The sequence below is a fragment of the Haladaptatus sp. T7 genome (genome assembly GCF_026008575.1).
GTDB lineage: Archaea > Halobacteriota > Halobacteria > Halobacteriales > Haladaptataceae > Haladaptatus > Haladaptatus paucihalophilus.
The window spans coordinates 451,428-467,737 of record NZ_BROP01000002.1; the positions used below are offsets into that span (position 1 = coordinate 451,428).

19 protein-coding genes are annotated in these 16,310 nt (G+C 63.3%); 13 read left to right on the top strand and 6 right to left on the bottom strand.

Translation table 11 applies throughout. From position 1 onward, the window contains the following. Positions 1-192 precede the first annotated feature (192 nt). The gene (locus OPC11_RS08455) at positions 193-666 is read left to right on the top strand and encodes a hypothetical protein (protein WP_264781604.1); all 474 of its coding nucleotides are present in this window, start codon (positions 193-195) and stop codon (positions 664-666) included. Between the two features lie 111 nt (positions 667-777). Here the strand turns inward: OPC11_RS08455 and OPC11_RS08460 are convergent, their stop codons facing one another. Together OPC11_RS08460 and OPC11_RS08465 are read right to left on the bottom strand one after the other, a co-directional pair. Next, positions 778-1,041 carry a hypothetical protein gene (locus tag OPC11_RS08460; RefSeq protein WP_007978443.1) on the bottom strand — a complete coding sequence of 88 codons (264 nt, stop codon included), beginning with the start codon at positions 1,039-1,041 and terminating at the stop codon, positions 778-780. Between the two features lie 2 nt (positions 1,042-1,043). Further along, the gene (locus OPC11_RS08465) at positions 1,044-1,394 is read right to left on the bottom strand and encodes a winged helix-turn-helix domain-containing protein (RefSeq protein ID WP_069451678.1); all 351 of its coding nucleotides are present in this window, start codon (positions 1,392-1,394) and stop codon (positions 1,044-1,046) included. A 118-nt stretch (positions 1,395-1,512) separates the two neighbouring features. On the opposite strand from OPC11_RS08465, the gene OPC11_RS08470 reads away from it, so the two are divergent. The 5 genes from OPC11_RS08470 to OPC11_RS08490 all read left to right on the top strand — a co-directional run bounded on the left by OPC11_RS08470 (position 1,513) and on the right by OPC11_RS08490 (position 5,095). Beyond that, a complete protein-coding gene (locus tag OPC11_RS08470; protein WP_264781605.1) occupies positions 1,513-2,313 on the top strand; it encodes a thioredoxin domain-containing protein in 801 nt (266 codons plus the stop codon). After that, positions 2,310-2,846: a hypothetical protein gene (locus tag OPC11_RS08475; RefSeq protein ID WP_264781606.1), complete on the top strand. Its 537-nt coding sequence runs from the start codon at positions 2,310-2,312 to the stop codon at positions 2,844-2,846. The genes OPC11_RS08470 and OPC11_RS08475 overlap by 4 nt, the downstream gene beginning before the upstream one ends. A gap of 71 nt (positions 2,847-2,917) precedes the next feature. Beyond that, entirely contained in the window at positions 2,918-3,520 is a 603-nt protein-coding gene (locus OPC11_RS08480) for a superoxide dismutase (protein ID WP_007978439.1), read from the top strand. A gap of 120 nt (positions 3,521-3,640) precedes the next feature. Continuing rightward, positions 3,641-4,252 (top strand): superoxide dismutase, encoded by a 612-nt coding sequence (gene sod / locus OPC11_RS08485; RefSeq protein WP_007978438.1) that lies wholly within the window; start codon positions 3,641-3,643, stop codon positions 4,250-4,252. A 183-nt stretch (positions 4,253-4,435) separates the two neighbouring features. After that, positions 4,436-5,095: a hypothetical protein gene (locus OPC11_RS08490; RefSeq protein ID WP_264781607.1), complete on the top strand. Its 660-nt coding sequence runs from the start codon at positions 4,436-4,438 to the stop codon at positions 5,093-5,095. Positions 5,096-5,244: 149 nt separating this feature from the next. On the opposite strand, the gene OPC11_RS08495 is transcribed toward OPC11_RS08490, so the two are convergent. Continuing rightward, positions 5,245-5,673, bottom strand: coding sequence for a hypothetical protein (locus OPC11_RS08495; RefSeq protein WP_264781608.1), 429 nt, complete (start codon positions 5,671-5,673; stop codon positions 5,245-5,247). Positions 5,674-5,816: 143 nt separating this feature from the next. On the opposite strand from OPC11_RS08495, the gene OPC11_RS08500 reads away from it, so the two are divergent. Then, positions 5,817-6,083 (top strand): DUF5827 family protein, encoded by a 267-nt coding sequence (locus OPC11_RS08500; RefSeq protein WP_007978435.1) that lies wholly within the window; start codon positions 5,817-5,819, stop codon positions 6,081-6,083. Next, positions 6,080-6,868 (top strand): ATPase, encoded by a 789-nt coding sequence (locus OPC11_RS08505; RefSeq protein WP_264781609.1) that lies wholly within the window; start codon positions 6,080-6,082, stop codon positions 6,866-6,868. Before OPC11_RS08500 ends, OPC11_RS08505 begins: the two co-directional genes overlap by 4 nt. A gap of 10 nt (positions 6,869-6,878) precedes the next feature. Here the strand turns inward: OPC11_RS08505 and OPC11_RS08510 are convergent, their stop codons facing one another. After that, positions 6,879-7,457, bottom strand: coding sequence for an MBL fold metallo-hydrolase (locus tag OPC11_RS08510; RefSeq protein WP_264781610.1), 579 nt, complete (start codon positions 7,455-7,457; stop codon positions 6,879-6,881). An 86-nt stretch (positions 7,458-7,543) separates the two neighbouring features. Here OPC11_RS08510 and OPC11_RS08515 point away from each other — a divergent pair, with 86 nt between their 5' ends. After that, positions 7,544-8,044 carry a twin-arginine translocation signal domain-containing protein gene (locus tag OPC11_RS08515; RefSeq protein ID WP_007978429.1) on the top strand — a complete coding sequence of 167 codons (501 nt, stop codon included), beginning with the start codon at positions 7,544-7,546 and terminating at the stop codon, positions 8,042-8,044. 30 nt (positions 8,045-8,074) lie between these two features. Here the strand turns inward: OPC11_RS08515 and OPC11_RS08520 are convergent, their stop codons facing one another. Further along, entirely contained in the window at positions 8,075-8,560 is a 486-nt protein-coding gene (locus OPC11_RS08520; RefSeq protein ID WP_007978427.1) for an Lrp/AsnC family transcriptional regulator, read from the bottom strand. Positions 8,561-8,810: 250 nt separating this feature from the next. On the opposite strand from OPC11_RS08520, the gene OPC11_RS08525 reads away from it, so the two are divergent. From OPC11_RS08525 to OPC11_RS08535, 3 genes are all read left to right on the top strand, one after another. After that, positions 8,811-9,710 carry an EamA family transporter gene (locus OPC11_RS08525; protein WP_232423681.1) on the top strand — a complete coding sequence of 300 codons (900 nt, stop codon included), beginning with the start codon at positions 8,811-8,813 and terminating at the stop codon, positions 9,708-9,710. Between the two features lie 280 nt (positions 9,711-9,990). Next, on the top strand, positions 9,991-13,011 hold the full coding sequence (locus OPC11_RS08530) for an FAD-binding and (Fe-S)-binding domain-containing protein (RefSeq protein WP_264781611.1): 3,021 nt from the start codon (positions 9,991-9,993) through the stop codon (positions 13,009-13,011). Between the two features lie 148 nt (positions 13,012-13,159). Next, positions 13,160-14,197 (top strand): FAD-binding oxidoreductase, encoded by a 1,038-nt coding sequence (locus tag OPC11_RS08535; protein ID WP_264781612.1) that lies wholly within the window; start codon positions 13,160-13,162, stop codon positions 14,195-14,197. Between the two features lie 47 nt (positions 14,198-14,244). Here OPC11_RS08535 and OPC11_RS08540 read toward each other — a convergent pair whose 3' ends face one another. After that, entirely contained in the window at positions 14,245-14,985 is a 741-nt protein-coding gene (locus tag OPC11_RS08540) for an SDR family oxidoreductase (RefSeq protein ID WP_264781613.1), read from the bottom strand. 137 nt (positions 14,986-15,122) lie between these two features. Between OPC11_RS08540 and OPC11_RS08545 the strand changes: the two genes are divergently transcribed. Beyond that, positions 15,123-16,274: an amidohydrolase family protein gene (locus OPC11_RS08545; protein ID WP_007978415.1), complete on the top strand. Its 1,152-nt coding sequence runs from the start codon at positions 15,123-15,125 to the stop codon at positions 16,272-16,274. The last annotated feature ends 36 nt before the right edge of the window (positions 16,275-16,310 follow it).

A 16,310-nucleotide genomic window follows, 5' to 3' on the forward strand; every position in this document is an offset into this window, starting at 1 on the left:
CCGCGCGTAGCACGTTTTGAACGGCCGTGAAGCGTCGTCGTTCACGCTCGACGGACGGACCAATCGCCGATTGTCGGCGCGTTGTCGTCGTTGTCAGCGGCGGTGCGTGCATGCGGCGAGCGTCGTAACTCCCGCTATCGTCGCGGTAATACGGAAGACGGTCGGTAAGGAGTCGGTGGACGCCGCTCAACGGTGACCGGGGTTGAAATAGCGACCCCCCGACAGGCGAGGACAGGGTTGCGTCACCTTCCGACCGAACCACGGGAACCGGGAGGTGAACTCGCACCCGCGGAGAAAACCATGAAAAAGACGCTCAAAATTCTGCTTTCGATGACGGTTATCGCCAGTCTGTTCGCCGTCGGCTTCGCCGGAAACGCGGCCGCGGTGGCGGACGACAACCAAGTACAGCTCAGCGGCCAAGCCGCCGTGTCGAACGTAGACCAAAGTCAGGCGGTCGCACAGGGGAACTACAACCATCAGGAAGATAACGTCGCGCTCTCGGGTGCCATCAGCGTGAACCCGAGTGACGGCGACAACGGCTACGACAGCGGCGAAGCCGAATCCGGCGACGCGATTGCCGTCCAAGCGAGCGCCCAGAGCAACGAGAACGTGCAGGCCGCGTGGTCGAACGCCCAGAACTGGAACGCCCAGAACCAAGACGACTAACTCGGTCGCACGCGACCGAGGACGATTCCTTCGCGGTACCTCTCGTTTTTTCGACGCACGTTCGGCCGTCGAGCCAATCGTCCGTGACGGTCGGTCGAGGACCACGACGCGTCATCCGTACAGGGAATAGAGGACGAAGCCCATGCCGACCGCGACCAACATCGTCTGCGCGATGCCGAGCACGAACGCGGAGATACCGAGGGTGTGGATGAGCGTACAGCCCATCGTCCCGCCGAGCGTGAGGAAGACGAAGCCGACGGCGACGAAGAACATGGGTTCGCTCTGATTCCGTCGGTAGCCGCGGAATCCCTGATACGCGATGAGCAGTCCGAGCGCCATGACGAGGAGTTTCCCGGCGAGGAGTTCGAGGCGCATCGTCAGTCCCTCCGCAGTCCTTCCCAGACGCGAGTGAAGCGGTCGGCCGTGTCCTCGCGCTCGGTGACGGTGACTTCGAGGTCGCCGTCCTCGATGTCGATTTCGACGTGTTCGACCGCAGCTTCGTACATCGAGCGGTGGTTTCCGTCCGGTTCCGGGCGGGTGTATTTCTCTATCAAGTCACACGCTTCCAAGTCGTTGAGCCGCCGGTAAATCGTCGGAAGCGAGGCGTCGCATTCGTCGCGTAGGGTCTGTGCTGACATCGGTCGTTCGCTCGTTTTCGTGAGGATGGCACGCGCGTACTCGTCGTCCAGCAAGCGAAACAACTCGGCCGGACGCGGCTCCTCACTCACAAATCGAGTACCGCACTTCGGCGGTTAAAACGTAACGGGTGGTTTCTGACTCTGAAAACGTCCCATCGGGGATTTAACCGACACCCGTGTTGGGTGAACACGAGACGGGTATTCAATAATGACTGGCAACGAGAGACGGATGCGTCGCAGAGCATTTCTCGGGTCGGCCGCGGTGGCCGCCGGATTGGCCGGATGCGCGAGCGGCCAAACGGACTCGAACGACACGACGGGGACGACGAAATCGACGTCATCGGACGGGGGCGACGGCGGAACGGGGGGCGGAACGAACGGGGGGGATACGAGCGACTCGCTCGTGTTCGGAAGCGACGAAACGACGGCGTACGGAGTCGATCTGGCGGGCAATCCGATCCTCGGTGCGCCGGATGCGGACGTCGATATCTACTACTGGAGCGACTATCAGTGTCCGTTCTGCAGCCGGTTCGAACAGGACACGTTCCCGAAGTTGGTCGAGAACTACCTCCGGCCGGGGAAGATTCGCTTCGTCGTCCTCGAACTGCCGAACATCGGGAGCGCCTCGACGACGGCCTCGCGGATGGCGAAGTGCGTCTGGCGACAGGTGCGCGACGACTCTCCCGCGGCGTTCAAGCGCTGGCATTCGACGATGTTCGACGAGCAGGGGAAACCGAACTCCGGGTGGGCGTCGAAGGAGAACCTGCTCGACATCACCCGCACGGTCGATGGGGTGGACGCGAAAGCGGTCGAGTCGTGTTTAGGGGAGAACGGCGCGTCGCTCCAATCGAGCATCGACGACGACGTGAACGCCGCTACGCGGAGCGACGTGAGCGCGACGCCGGGGTTCATCTTCTTCGACCGGGAGTCGGAGAAGGCCGGGAAAATAATGGGCGCACAGCCGTATCCGCGGTTCGAAAGCGCCATTCGGAAGATTCGAGACGCATGACGGGGAAATCGCGCACCCGACGGCTACTCTCGCAACTCGCCGCCGCCCTCGCCTATCCGGTGAGTTCGCTCCCGCGAGCGGTGGGGACGGCCGTCGTCGCGGCGGTCACGTACGTCCTGCTCATCCTCTCGACGTTCCCGGAGATGTCGATGCAGATGCTCGGGGCGGGGATGCAGTGGGCGGACGATACGCTCGTCCTGCTGACCGAGAACGTCTTGGCGACGAACGGTTGGTTCGGGCTGGGTCTCATCGTCTGTTACGCGGTGCTGACCGGCGTCGCGGTGACGAACGCCGCGGCACAGGCTCGCGTCACGGGTGTGTCGAGCCTCTCCGACCTGACCGGCGTCCTGCCGGGACTCGTCGCGTCCGGGTGCGCGAGTTGCGGCGCGGGGCTGCTCGGTTTCCTCGGCTTCGCGGGCGCGATGGCCGCGTTGCCGTTCCACGGCGACCTGCTTCGCGTCGGCGGTATCGTGCTCCTCCTCGGATTTCTCGGCCGTGCGGGAGACCCTCGTTCCTGTCGGGTCGCCGTGTGATGACACGTCGTCTGCGTGCGTCGCCTCAACACTTAACACGACGACCGTTGACCACCTTCCGGGGGTTACCAATGGCGACCTACGAACTACCGGACCTACCGTATAGCTACGACGCACTGGAACCGAGCATCGACGCGCACATCATGGAATTGCACCACGACAAACACCACCAAGGCTACGTCAACGGTGCGAACGCGGCGCTCGACAAGTTGGAAGAGATGCGCGAAAACGACGAGTGGGGCGACGTCAAAGGCGTCGAGCGCAATCTCGCGTTCAACCTCTCGGGACACGTCAACCACTCCGTCTTCTGGGAGAACATGTCCCCGGACGGCGGCGGCGAACCCGGCGGCGACCTCGCTGACGCCCTCGACGAACAGTTCGGGTCGTTCGAGGAGTTCAAAACGCACTTCTCGGAGGCCGCGAAGGGCGTCGAAGGCTCGGGATGGGGGATGTTGCTCTACGACCACGTGGCCGACATTCCCATCGTGAGCATGGCCGAGAATCACCAGAACCAGTCACCGCAAGGGACGACGCCGCTCTTGGTGCTGGACGTGTGGGAACACGCCTACTACCTCCAGTACGAGAACAACCGCGGCGAGTACGTGGACAACTTCTGGGACGTCGTTAACTGGGACGACGTTGAGGAACGTTACGACGAAGCCAGCGGGATGTAACGGCCGCGTTGGCGTCCGAAAGCAGAATATTTTGCCGGCGTATCATGCTGTATGTTAGCGAACTTCTCCTCAAGGTTTAACAGGCCGAGGTGAGATATAGTTAGTGGAGGTAATACATATATGGCAGAAAAATCGAACGCGGAACTACCACCGCTCCCGTACGACTACGACGCGCTGGAACCGCACATCTCCGAGCAGGTTCTCACGTGGCACCACGACACCCACCACCAGGGCTACGTAAACGGCCTCAACAGTGCCGAGGAGACCCTCGCGGAGAACCGCGAGTCCGGTGACTACTCCAGCACGGCGGGTGCGCTGGGTAACGTGACCCACAACGGCTGTGGTCACTACCTCCACACCCTCTTCTGGGAGAACATGGACGAGAACGGCGGCGGCGAACCCGAGGGAGACCTCGCCGACCGCATCGAGGAGGACTTCGGTTCCTACGAGGGATGGAAGGGCGAGTTCGAGGCCGCCGCGAGCGCCGCCGGTGGCTGGGCACTCCTCGTGTACGACCCGGTGGCCAAACAGCTCCGTAACGTCAAGGTCGACAAGCACGACCAGGGCGCGCTCTGGGGCAGCCACCCGATTCTCGCGGTGGACGTGTGGGAGCACTCCTACTACTACGACTACGGACCGGACCGCGGCGACTTCGTGGAGAACGTCTTCGAAGTCATCGACTGGGACGAGGTTGCTGACAACTACGAAAACGTCGTTTCGCGGTTCGAATAATTCCGAACGCACCGATATTTTTTGCGGTAGTAATTAGCTTCTGAGTCACTACCGTGAGCGCGACCGATGGAAAATACCGCACAGCGGCTATCTAAATAATCTAACTATGAGTACATATACATTCCTTTATAAAATATTAATTTTTAAGTTATAGTATAAAATTAAATTGCGTGTGGTCTTTAGATGAGTGAGGACACACGCGACAAATCCGAGGAGAGAAGCATTGTGAACACGACCTCTCGACGACGGGTTCTGAAGACGGCGGGTGCCGGACTCGCGTCACTGACTGCCGCGACGACGGCCGCGTCCGCGTCCAGCCCCAACGTTACCCCCGAGGCGGGGACCTCGTTCTATCTCTCCCCGTCGAGCTACGATACGAAAAAGAAGGCCGGGCAGATCACGAGAGCAGAGGTCCAAGTCGATACGATAGAGAACAAGATTTGGGCGGTTGCGAACTCGTCCGTGGACGGCGAAGGATATGTCCTCGCACGGCTCTACGGGACGTACACCCCACCGGAAGACCGTGGCTACAAAGTCACGCTCGACTATTATCGACGTTGCTCGCACAAGGATTCGACCTCGACCATCTCGGCGTTCGTCCGGAGCAACGACTACGGTCTGGAGGACCAGTCGATGGAAACCCTCTCGACGCTGTACGACAGCGGACACACGGAAACCAAGGACTTCAGCCTCGTCGGTGGCACCAGGTACGACATCGGTATCCAACTGAAGGCGCGGGCGAGTTCGCTCGGTAGCGCCGCGTCGGTTTCCGATTACTGGAACACCGGGAACAACGGTCGAAAGCACCTGAAACTCAACAGCATCAAGCTGACGCCGAAGTAAACCAAACGACGCTGTTTTTTCCAAGTGGACGCCGGACGGGGCGAATCCGTCAACGACCGAACTCTCCGCGGTACCGAAATAGAAGCGATAGTTCGTAGCGTTCCGTTACCCCATCGTGAACGAAACGATACCCGTGCCGTACGTGGGGCTTATTCGTCGTCAGGACTCACGACCGGAACATCGTAGCCGGATGCGATATCCGTGACGTGTTGAAACAGCGATTCGTAATCGTGGCCGCCGGGTTGCCGGTCGAAACTGGCGAACACGCCGACGTGGCGGTCGTCGTCGTCGAAGAACATCCGGAACTGTTCGAAATCGTCGAACCCCCGAACTGTGTACTGATACGTGGCGTAGTAGAGTTGGTCGTAGGTGTCCTGCGTGATGAACCCGAACCGCTCGTTATCGACGAACTTCTCCACGTCGACCGCTTCGAGCTTTTCCTCCACGTCCTCCCGAAGAAAGAGCTGTTCGTGATCCGATTGGTCGAACAACCAGATATCTCGGAGATAGGTACCGCCGAATTCAGCGAAGGCGGAGACGAGCGCCTCTTTCGTCTCGTTCTCCGATTCCTCGTACATGTCAGTTCCTATCTCGAACGGCTGTTATAAATACTCGGTTGTCATGGTTGTCCGTTATATTTATAACCGCCTCCCTGAATTATACCCGAGACTCCGCGGGTCGATTCGAGAGCTTTTACGCCCGTTCGGACGTACGTCCACCCATGCCAAAGCCAAAGGACGAGTTCGAGCAGTTGTACCCCTGTGATTTTTACGAACCGGACGAACTGCTCGACGAGGACACGATGTACTCGGTCTACGAAATCGCTCGACTGCTACAGGGTCTCGACCCGGACGCCGAAATCGACGTCGAGACGGAGGACATCCTGTTGGACTGGGCGATTCCGTGGGTGATGCGGAACTCCGAGAAACTCGTGGTCGCCGAACCGCCGACCGACGAGGAACCGGGCTACTACGGCCTGAAGACATGACGGTTCTCGTCGCCGGAAGCGACCGCGTGGACGCCGGGAAGACGACGTTCACGGTCGGCCTCCTCGACTACATCGGCGGCGTCGGGTTCAAGCCCCGCGCGGGCAACGACTTCTGGTTCGACCACGACGACGCCACGGCCGCGCTTACGGACGGGAGACTCTACGGCAAGGACGCGAAGCGACTCGCGGACGCGAGTCGAGGCGACGCCGACCCCGAAGACTTGAACCCGGTCCATCGACTCTGGCGGCCCGCTCCCGGCTCGGGCAAAGGACTGCTCGGGCAGTCCCGCCGCGAGTTCCTCGTTGACCGCGTTGGAGACGGGTTCGTCGTCAACGGCACCGTCTCGCTGCCCGACGCCGTGCGCGAGGCCCTCCCGCTCTCGTCCGCCGTGGTCGTCGAGTCCCTCGCGGAACTGAACGACCAGACCGAGCGCCGCTACCTCCCGCACTTCCGGGCGCTGGCCGAGCGCATCCGGTCGGAAGACCGGGCGGTCGTGGAGTCCTACAGCGACATCGCCCGCCCGATTCAGGGCGTCGAATTCGACACCGTGGCCGTCGTCGAACCCCGCCGCGTCCGAGTGTACGACGGCGCGCGCTACGCGAAGGCGTGCGAAGTCGCCGACAACAGCGTCCACGACGGGACGATGGAAAAACGCGTGTCGGACGTGGTGAACCTGCTCGACCCCGCCGAAACGATGACCCTCGAACCGCTTTCGAAGGCGGAGCGAAACGACCCCGAGAAAATCGCATCCGAGTACGGAGACGCGTATGAGTCGCTTCTCTAGTCGTCGTTCGTTACCGCATCCGCGCGGCCTGTGACGCCAGTTCGATGTCGTGGTACGGGTTGGTAGTCACGCTCGGGCCGTGGCCGACGTGCATCTCGCGCAGGTCCTCGTCCACCGCGTCGAGCACGCGGTCGATGCTCTGGATGAGCGCCGCGCGGTCGCCTTCTTCGAGGTCTGTTCGGCCGAAACTGCCGTTCTGGAACACGAGGTCGCCCGCGAAGAGGATGTCCGCCGATTCGGAGTAGAAACAGAGGTGGTCGTCCTTGTGCCCCGGCGTGTGGAGCGCGCGGTAGTCGTCGTCGCCGATGGTCACGACCGCCTCGTCCTCGATTCCGACGTCCACGCCGGGTTGGTCGGGGTCGAAGCCGAACGCCTCGACGTCGAAGGCCTCCGTGACCGCATCGAGGGTGCCGACGTGGTCGGGGTGCGTGTGCGTGACGATGACGGCATCGAGGTCGCCGACGGCCTCCTCGACCCGCGACACGGCGTCGAAGTTCGACCCGGTGTCCACGAGGACGGTGCGGTCGCCGTCCACGAGGAACGCGTTGCTGGTGAACGCCTGCACGTTCGCCGCGATGTTTCGAATCATATCCCGGCGTAGGGACGGCAGGGGTTTCGTGTTTTCGTTCGGCGCGGGTAGACAGAATTATCCGTGGGTTCCCCAAAGCGTGGCACGTGAACCGCCGCCAGTTCCTCCGAGTCGGAGCGGTCGGTGCCGCGGCCTCGGTCGCCGGGTGTACGAAGGCCGTTCTCGGCACGAATCAAGGCCGCGTGGTCGAAAAGACCGTCCGCGCCGACGAAACACGAGTCCTCTCCGCGACCGCGAGCGGCGTGTCGGCACGGGACGAGTACCCCGGAAACGCGGGCAGCGACCCCGGCAACGTCGTCGTGAACGAATCGGTAGGAACTCGACTCACCGAGTCGTTCGGCACCGTGACCTACGAGGTGACTATCGAGCAGTATCGGTCCGCGTGGCCGAACGACGCGAAGGAGGGCGAACGGACGCTGTACACCACGCATCGCACGCTGTTCAACGAGATTCAGGTGGGCGACAGCATCACGTTCCAACCGGACCCGACGGACACCGGTCGCATCAGCTCTATCTCCTGTGTCGCGGCCGACAGGGAATCGCTTTCGGCGCGCTGCTCGACCGGCGACGGCGGAGGCGGCGACTAACGGGAACGCGAACGGCGGCGGCTCGTCGATTCAGTCCTCCGCGAGTTCGTCGACGAGCGTGTCCAAACTGTAGCTCTGGAGCACGCGGTGGGAGTCGCGGAGCGTGGAGATGACGAACGTGGAGTTCGTTCGGTCCACCTCCTCGATGCGCTCGAAATCGCCGATGAGCCGTTCGACCATCTCGCGCCCGGTGAGGTGCGCGACGACGATGAAGTCGGTTTCGCCCATCGTGAAGTACGCTTGCGTAACGCCCTCGATGTCGAGTATCTTCTCCCCGAAGTCCCGATAGGACCCCGTGTAATCGGCGAACACCTCCACGACGACGGTGACGCCCAGACCGAACTCCTCCAAGTCGATGTCGTAGAGGTCGTTTTCGATGACACCTGCCTCCCGGAGGTTGTTCAGTCGGTAGTGGATGGTCGAAACGGGGATGTCCGTCTCCTCGTGTAGTTTCTCGGGACTTCCCGTTTCGAGGTCCGATATCGCCTTGAGTAGGGTGACGTCGCGTTCGTCCATTGATTTCGAATTATACGTCCGTCATACTTAACGTCTGGAGTTCGGCGAAGATGGACGATTCCCGTTCGAATCACGCACATCCTCATGATTCATAATAACGAATTGGTGCAAAGATTGCGTTGAATTTTGTATGAGATTCAGTATCAGTGTCCTTCTTTGTAGAAGGGTTTAACAAGGTGCATCTGGTAGGATTGGATAGAAATCCATGACTCAGACGAAATTTGGTAGATACCTACCGATGAACGGAGTGATGTTTGCATTATTGGCGCTGTTCTGGGGCGGTTCGTTCGTCTCCATCGACGTGGGGCTTCACCACTTCCCGCCGCTCCTGTTCGCGGCGGTGCGCTACGACGTGGCTGGCCTGCTCATCCTCGGCTACGCCGCCGTGACGACCGACCGCTGGAAGCCGCAGACCAGAGGGGACGTGCTCGGAATCGTGACTATCGGCGCGTTCATCATCGCGGGCCACCACAGCCTCCTCTACCTCGGCCAAGAACACGTGCCCGGCGCGCTGGCGGCGGTCATCGTCAGCCTCTCACCGGTTCTCACGGCGGTCTTCGCCAGCACCCTCTTCGCCGACGAACACGTCACCCCGCTCGGTGCCGTCGGCCTGCTCTGTGGCGTCGTCGGCGTCGCCATCGTCGCCAACCCGACCCCCGCCAACCTCCTCTCGACTGATGCGGTCGGCATCGGCCTCGTCTTTCTCGCCGCCGCGAGTTTCGCCCTCGGGTCGGTGCTCAGCCAACCGTTCGAAACCGGCGTCTCGGTGCCCGCGCTGCAGGGTTGGTCCATGCTGTTCGGCTCGATCCTCATCCACGCGGTCAGCCTCGGGACTGGTGAGTCCCCCGCCGCAATCGACTGGTCGATGTCGGCCGTCGCGTCCCTGACCTACTTGGTGCTCATCTCGGGCGTCGTCGCGTTCCTCATCTATTTCCACCTGCTGGACACCATCGGCGCGACCGAACTCAACCTCGTCGGCTATCTCGAACCCGTCGTCGCCACGCTCCTCAGCTGGTTGGTGCTGGGCGAACTCGTCGCCAGCACGACGGTCATCGGCTTCGCCGCCATCTTCACCGGCTTCGCCCTGCTGAAGCGCGACGTGCTCTTCGACTTCTGGCGCGCGGCCTCGCCGAGCGTCCGACGAGTCTGAACGAGCGTCCGGTCGATGTCCTGTTAGTATCGTTCAGTAGTATTCAGGGAGAAATAGTTGAATTCAGTATCAGCACGGAATCGCTTCGGACCGGGTGAACGACGACCGTTCGAAACGAACGGGGGGAGATGACCGCGCGAACGACGATCGGTCGAAACGAACTACGACCAAACGAGGGACGAACCGACGCGAGTGCGCGGCGTCCGACGTGTCGCGCATCGCCCCCGTCGGTTGCCCCAACCCCACATGACTTTTCGGGTCGCCTTCCTTACGACACCGTATGGCAACACGTGACGCGGGTGACCCGGCCCGCGACGACCGCGCGAACTACGACTATCATTCGGATAGCGTGGCACGCACAGGATTGGTCTCCGACCTCGTGACGCTGGTGGACGGCGAGGTCCGCTTCGACGAGTACTCCCGACAGTTGTACGCGACCGACGCGAGCGCCTACGAGGTGACGCCCATCGGCGTCGTCTTCCCGACCTCGACGGACGACGTGGCGTCGGTGATGGAGTACTGCGCCGACCGCGAGATACCCGTCCTCCCCCGCGGCGGCGGGACGAGTCTCGCCGGGCAGTCTGTCAACGAGGCCGTCGTGCTGGACTTCACGCGCCACATGGGCGACCTGCTCGACTTCGACCCGGAAGCGGAAACCGCCCGCGCCCAATCCGGAATCGTCCTCGGTGAGTTGAACCGCGCGCTGGCCGAGGAGGGCCTGAAGTTCGCGCCCGACCCGGCGTGGCGCGACAAGAGCGCCCTCGGCGGAGCCATCGGCAACAACTCCACGGGGTCACACTCCCTGAAGTACGGGAAGACGGACGCCTATATCGAGGAGTGCGAGGTCGTCCTCGCCGACGGCACCGTGACGCGCTTCGGCGACGTGACGCTGGACGAACTCAGCGAGGGTGCCGGAGACGACTCGCTCGAAGGCCGCATCTACGCGGAAGTGCTCCGCATCGTCGAGGAGGAGCGGGACGCGGTGGCGGAGGTGTTCCCGCAACTCAAACGCAACGTCTCGGGCTACAACCTCGACCGACTCGTCGAGGAAGCCGAGGAAGGACACGTCAACCTCGCGCGCCTGCTCGCCGGAAGCGAGGGAACGCTCGCCATCGTCACGGAGGCGACCGTCTCGCTCGAACCCATCCCCGAAACGAAGGCGATGGCGCTGTTGACCTACGGAAGCCTGAACGACGCGATGGAGGACGTCGCACCGATTCTCGACCACGACCCGTCGGCCGTCGAGGTGCTCGACAACGTGCTCATATCGCTCGCCGAGGATACCGAGGAGTTCCGCGACGTGGTGGAGATGCTCCCGGACGGAACCGATTCCGTCCTCCTCGTGGAGTTCTACGCGACCGACGACGAGGACGGGCGGGAGAAAGTCTCGAAGCTCCGGGACGACCGCGAGGGAGTCCGGGCGCTCTCCGCGATGGAGGCCCACGACGAGGACGAGCGCGCCCGCTTCTGGAAACTGCGCAAATCCGGCCTGCCAATTTTGCTCTCGCGGACGACGGACGCGAAACACATCTCGTTCATCGAGGACAGCGCGGTTCCGCCGGAGAACCTGCCCGAATACGTCGCCGACTTCCAGCAGGTGTTGGAGGACAACGACACGTTCGCCAGCGTCTACGCCCACGCCGGACCGGGGTGTCTGCACGTTCGCCCGCTCGTCAACACCAAGAGTCCCGCGGGGGTCAACCAGATGGAATCCATCGCCGACGCCGTGACCGACCTCGTGGTCGAGTACGGCGGCAGCGTCTCGGGCGAGCACGGCGACGGCCGCGCGCGAACCCAGTGGAACCACAAACTGTACGGCGACCACGTGTGGGAGGTCTTCCGCGACCTGAAGACGGCCTTCGACCCCGACTGGCTCCTCAACCCCGGACAGGTCTGTGGTGACGTGGACATGACCGAGAACCTCCGGTTCGACCCCGGCTACGAGTTCGACTCCGGCTTCGACCCGGCCCTCAACTGGGAGAACGAGAACGGCTTCGAGGGGATGGTCGAACTCTGTCACGGCTGTGGCGGCTGTCGCGGCGGGCAGGAGACCACCGGCGGCGTGATGTGCCCGACTTACCGCGCGGCGGACGAGGAGATAACGAGCACGCGAGGGCGAGCGAACATGCTCCGGCAGGCCATGAGCGGTTCGCTCTCCGACGAGGAGCAGTTCGACGTGGAGTTCATGCACGAGGTGATGGACCTCTGTATCGGCTGTAAGGGCTGTGCGAAAGACTGCCCCTCGGAGGTGGACATGGCGAAGCTGAAGGCCGAGGTGGAACACGAGTACCACGAGCGACACGGGGCGAGCCTCCGCGACCGCATCTTCGGGAACATCGACCGCCTCTCCTCGCTCGGGAGCGCGTTCGCGCCCGTCTCGAACTGGGCGACCGAACTCCCCGGCGCGCGGTTCGTCGCGGAGAAGGTGCTGGGCATCGCCAGCGAGCGAAGTCTGCCCACGTTCCACCGCGAAACCCTCGAAGACTGGTTCGAAGAGCGCGGAACGCGGGTTTCCGAGGAGGAGGCCACCCGGCGCGTCCTGCTCTTTCCCGACACCTACACCAACCACAACCACCCGGAGGCCGGGAAGGCGGCGATTCGCGTCCTCGAAGCGGCGGACGTGCACGTCAGAATCCCGTCCGGCGTGGCCGGGAGCGGGCGACCCGCCCACTCGAAAGGGCTGCTCGACACGGCCCGCGAGCAGGCCGAGACGAACGTGGACGCCCTCTCGTCGTTCGTCCGAGACGGCTGGGACGTCGTGGTGGTCGAACCGTCCGACGCGGTGATGTTCCAGTCGGACTACCTCGATTTGCTGCCGACGGACGAGTCGTCCGGGTCGTCGAGCGGTCAGTACACCGAACCGCGCTCCGCCGACCCCGAGGCTGGAGGACTCCGAACGGAAGCCGAACGCCTCGCCGCGAACACGTACGGAATCTGCGAGTACCTCGACGCGTTCGACCTCGACCTGCCGCTGTCGGGCGAGGGGTCGCTGACCTACCACGGTCACTGCCACCAGAAGGCGACGAAGAAGGACGGCCACGCCGTGACCGTCCTCCGCACTGCGGGCTACGAGGTGGACGCCCTCGACAGCGGGTGTTGCGGCATGGCGGGCAGTTTCGGTTACGAGGCCGAACACTACTCGATGAGCAAGGCGGTCGGGTCGATTCTGTTCGAGCAGGTCGAAGAGAGCGACGGCGGGGAAGTCGTCGCGCCCGGCGCGTCCTGTCGCACGCAACTCGGCGACTGGCAGGGCGAGGAACCGCCACATCCCATCCAGAAAGTCGACGAAGCGCTTCGATAATCGTGGACGCGCTTCGATAGTCGTGGAGGGCTTTCGGTGACCGCCGCCGTTCTCCGCGAGGACGGCCGCATCAGGGATGTTTTCACCGGCTTTCGAAACGGCGAGAAGCGTTTTACCGCTCGCACCCGTCGCGGTACACGGTGCGGCTATGGAGATTCCATCACAGCACTCACAACACAGACGGGCGGAAGAGCTGCCGCTGGTGACGGATTCCGCGAGGGTCGAGCGCGTGGAGCCCCTCGACGAGGACCGTACCGAGCGCGTCGTCGAACGGGCCGCGGAACTCCTCGACGTGCACGGCCGCGAGGAGTGGGCCGAGCGAGTCGCATCCGAGGACGCCGACTGGGACGAACTGATATCGGCGATAGAGGGCGAAGAGCGCGGCCACGAGAACCTGTTGACGGAACTCTCCTCGCTAAGAGATCGCTATCAGCGACCGTTCTCGTCGCTGATGAGCGTCGCCATCGACGTCGAGGAGGAGTTCGATTTCGTGCCCGGCCAGTACGCCACGATGCGCTACGAACACACGCCGCGGCCGTACTCCATCGCCAGTTCGCCGAACGCGGACGGCATCGAACTCTGCGTTCGACGGGTGCCACACGGCCGCCTCACGTCGAAGCTGTTCGAAGACCTCTCGGAGGGCGACCGGGTGACGGTTCGGGGACCGAACGGCGATTTCGTCCTCGAAGAACCGTCCGGCCGGGACATGGCCTTCCTCGCCACGGGGACGGGCGTCGCGCCACTCCGGAGTATGATTAAGTACACCTTCGAGGAAGGCCGCGACGAGTACGAGGGCGAACGGCGGGACGTGTGGCTCTTTCTGGGCGCGTCGTGGAAGGACGACTTGGCCTACCGCGAGGAGTTCGAGGAACTGGACGACGAACACGAGAACTTCCACTTCGTCCCGACCTGCTCGCGCGAGGAGTACCTCACCGACTGGGAGGGAGAAACCGATTACGTCCAGCAGACGCTCGTGAAATATCTCGTCGAGAGGGCCGAGGAGAACCTCTCCGACGACCTCGCGGAGTACACCACGGAACCGGCCTACGACATCGACGCGCGAATCGACCCCGACGGCCTCGAAGTGTACGCCTGCGGCGTCAACGCCATGGTGTCGATGCTCGCGGGCGCGGCGCGGGACCTCGGCGTCCCCGAGGACCACGTGCAGTACGAAGGGTACGGGTAGCGAACGGTACGGATAGTCGGACTGCCGAAAATCACGACGAAGCGGCCCTAAAACCCCGAAAACTTGTCCCGACGGTAGACGTCGATTTCGCTGACCGTCGAGTTCTCCTGCCCCGCCGCGAACGCGATAGCGTCGGCTATCTCCTCGGGTTCGGTGACGCTGCCGGGTTCGAATCGGTCCTCGAACGGTTCGCCGTCCTCGGAGCCGAACTCCGTCCGAACTTCGGTCGGATTGACGACCGTGACCGCCACGCCGTCCTCGCCGACGCGACCTTCGAGGCTGTGGGCGAATCCGCGCACCCACCACTTCGTCGCGGCGTACACGGGGTTGAACGGCCGGGGGTACTGGCCCGCAAAGCTTCCGACGAATATCAGGTTGCCCGCGGAGTCGCGGAGGTGCGGGAGCGCGGCCCGCGTGACGAAGAAGACGCCATCGACGTTCGTGTCCTGCATGGCACGAAACTCCTCGGTCGAGAGGTCCTCGACGGCTTCCCCGCGCGCGAGTCCCGCGTTGTTCACGAGTACGTCGAGGCCGCCGAGCGCGGACGCCGCCTCCTCGACCATCGACTCGACGGCAGCCTCGTCGCGCACGTCGGCGGGACAAACCGCGGTTTCGACGCCGTACTCCGCTTCCAGCGCGTCCGCGATGTCGGCCAGTTCCGATTCGCGTCTCGCGGCGAGCGCGACGTTCGCACCGTCGCGGGCGAGGGCGTGTGCGGTCGCCCGTCCGATGCCCGAACTCGCACCGGTTATCAACGCGTTTCGCTCCGAGCTGTCGGTTCCGTCCATACACTTTCGTTCAGAGGGAAGCGAGTTGCCTCTTTCGCCCACCGTGCTGACGTTCCGTCGCCCACGCCGCTGACACCCTCACCGTCTCACCCTGCCGCGACCCGGATGGTTATCACGTAGCGCGTCTCACACCGCTCATGCTCGTACTCCGCGGTGCAGATATCGTAGACGCGACCGGTATTCGGGACGCCGACGTCGCGGTCGAAAACGGCGAAATCGTCTCGGTGGGGGACGTTCCCGAGGCCGACGAAGAGATCGACGTGAGCGGGAAGTTCGTCGCGCCGGGGCTCATCGACTCGCACATCCACGCCTCGATGGACGGCCGACCGGACGTGACCACGATGAATCACGACAGCGAGATGACGCTGTCGTATCGCGCGACGGCGAACCTCCGCGACGCGCTCCACGCCGGGGTGACGTCGGTTCGTGACCTCGGCTCACCGACGACGCTCGCGCTCGACGCCGGAAAAGCGATCGAATCGGGGCTCATCGACGGACCGCGAGTCGTCGCCTGCGGCCAGAACGTCGTGATGACCGGCGGCCACGGCCACTGGTTCGGGCGCGAAGCGGACGGCGAAGCGGAAGTCAAAAAGGCCGTCCGAGAACAGCTCAAGCGCGGCGCGGGAGTTATCAAGTGCATGGCGACCGGCGGCGTCCTCACCGAGGGTGCGGTCACCGGCTCGCCCGAACTCGACGAAGCAGAGTTGAACACGCTCGTCGAAACCGCCGCCGCGAAACACGTACCGACGGCGGCTCACGCCCACGGGACGGAAGGCATCAAGAACGCCGTCAGGGCAGGTATTTCGAGCATCGAACACGGGACGTTCATGGACCGCGAAGCGGCCGAAATGATGGCCGACCGAGGGACCTACTGGGTGCCGACTGCGAAGGCGCTCCACGGAATCGTCGAGCAGGGGACGGACGCCGGAATCCCTCCCTACGCGGTCGAGAAGGCGGAGGAAGCGGGCGACGCCTTCGAAGACGCGTTCCGTCACGCGCTCGATGCGGACGTGACGATAGCGATGGGAACCGACGCCGGAACGCCGTTCAACTTCCACCGCGACATCCCGGAAGAACTCGAACTGATGGTCGAGTACGGTCTCTCGCCAGACGGCGCGCTCGAGGCGGCGACGGTCAACGCGGCCGACCTCCTCGGGCTATCGGATGTCGGACTGGTCGAGGAGGGATACCGTGCCGACCTCGTGGTTCTTGATACTAATCCTCGCGCCGACGAAACGGCGTGGCAGAACCCCGTAACGGTCATGTCTAATGGTAACATGGTTCGTTGACGACCGCACGTCACAAGGTCTTTTATATCCGGGCAT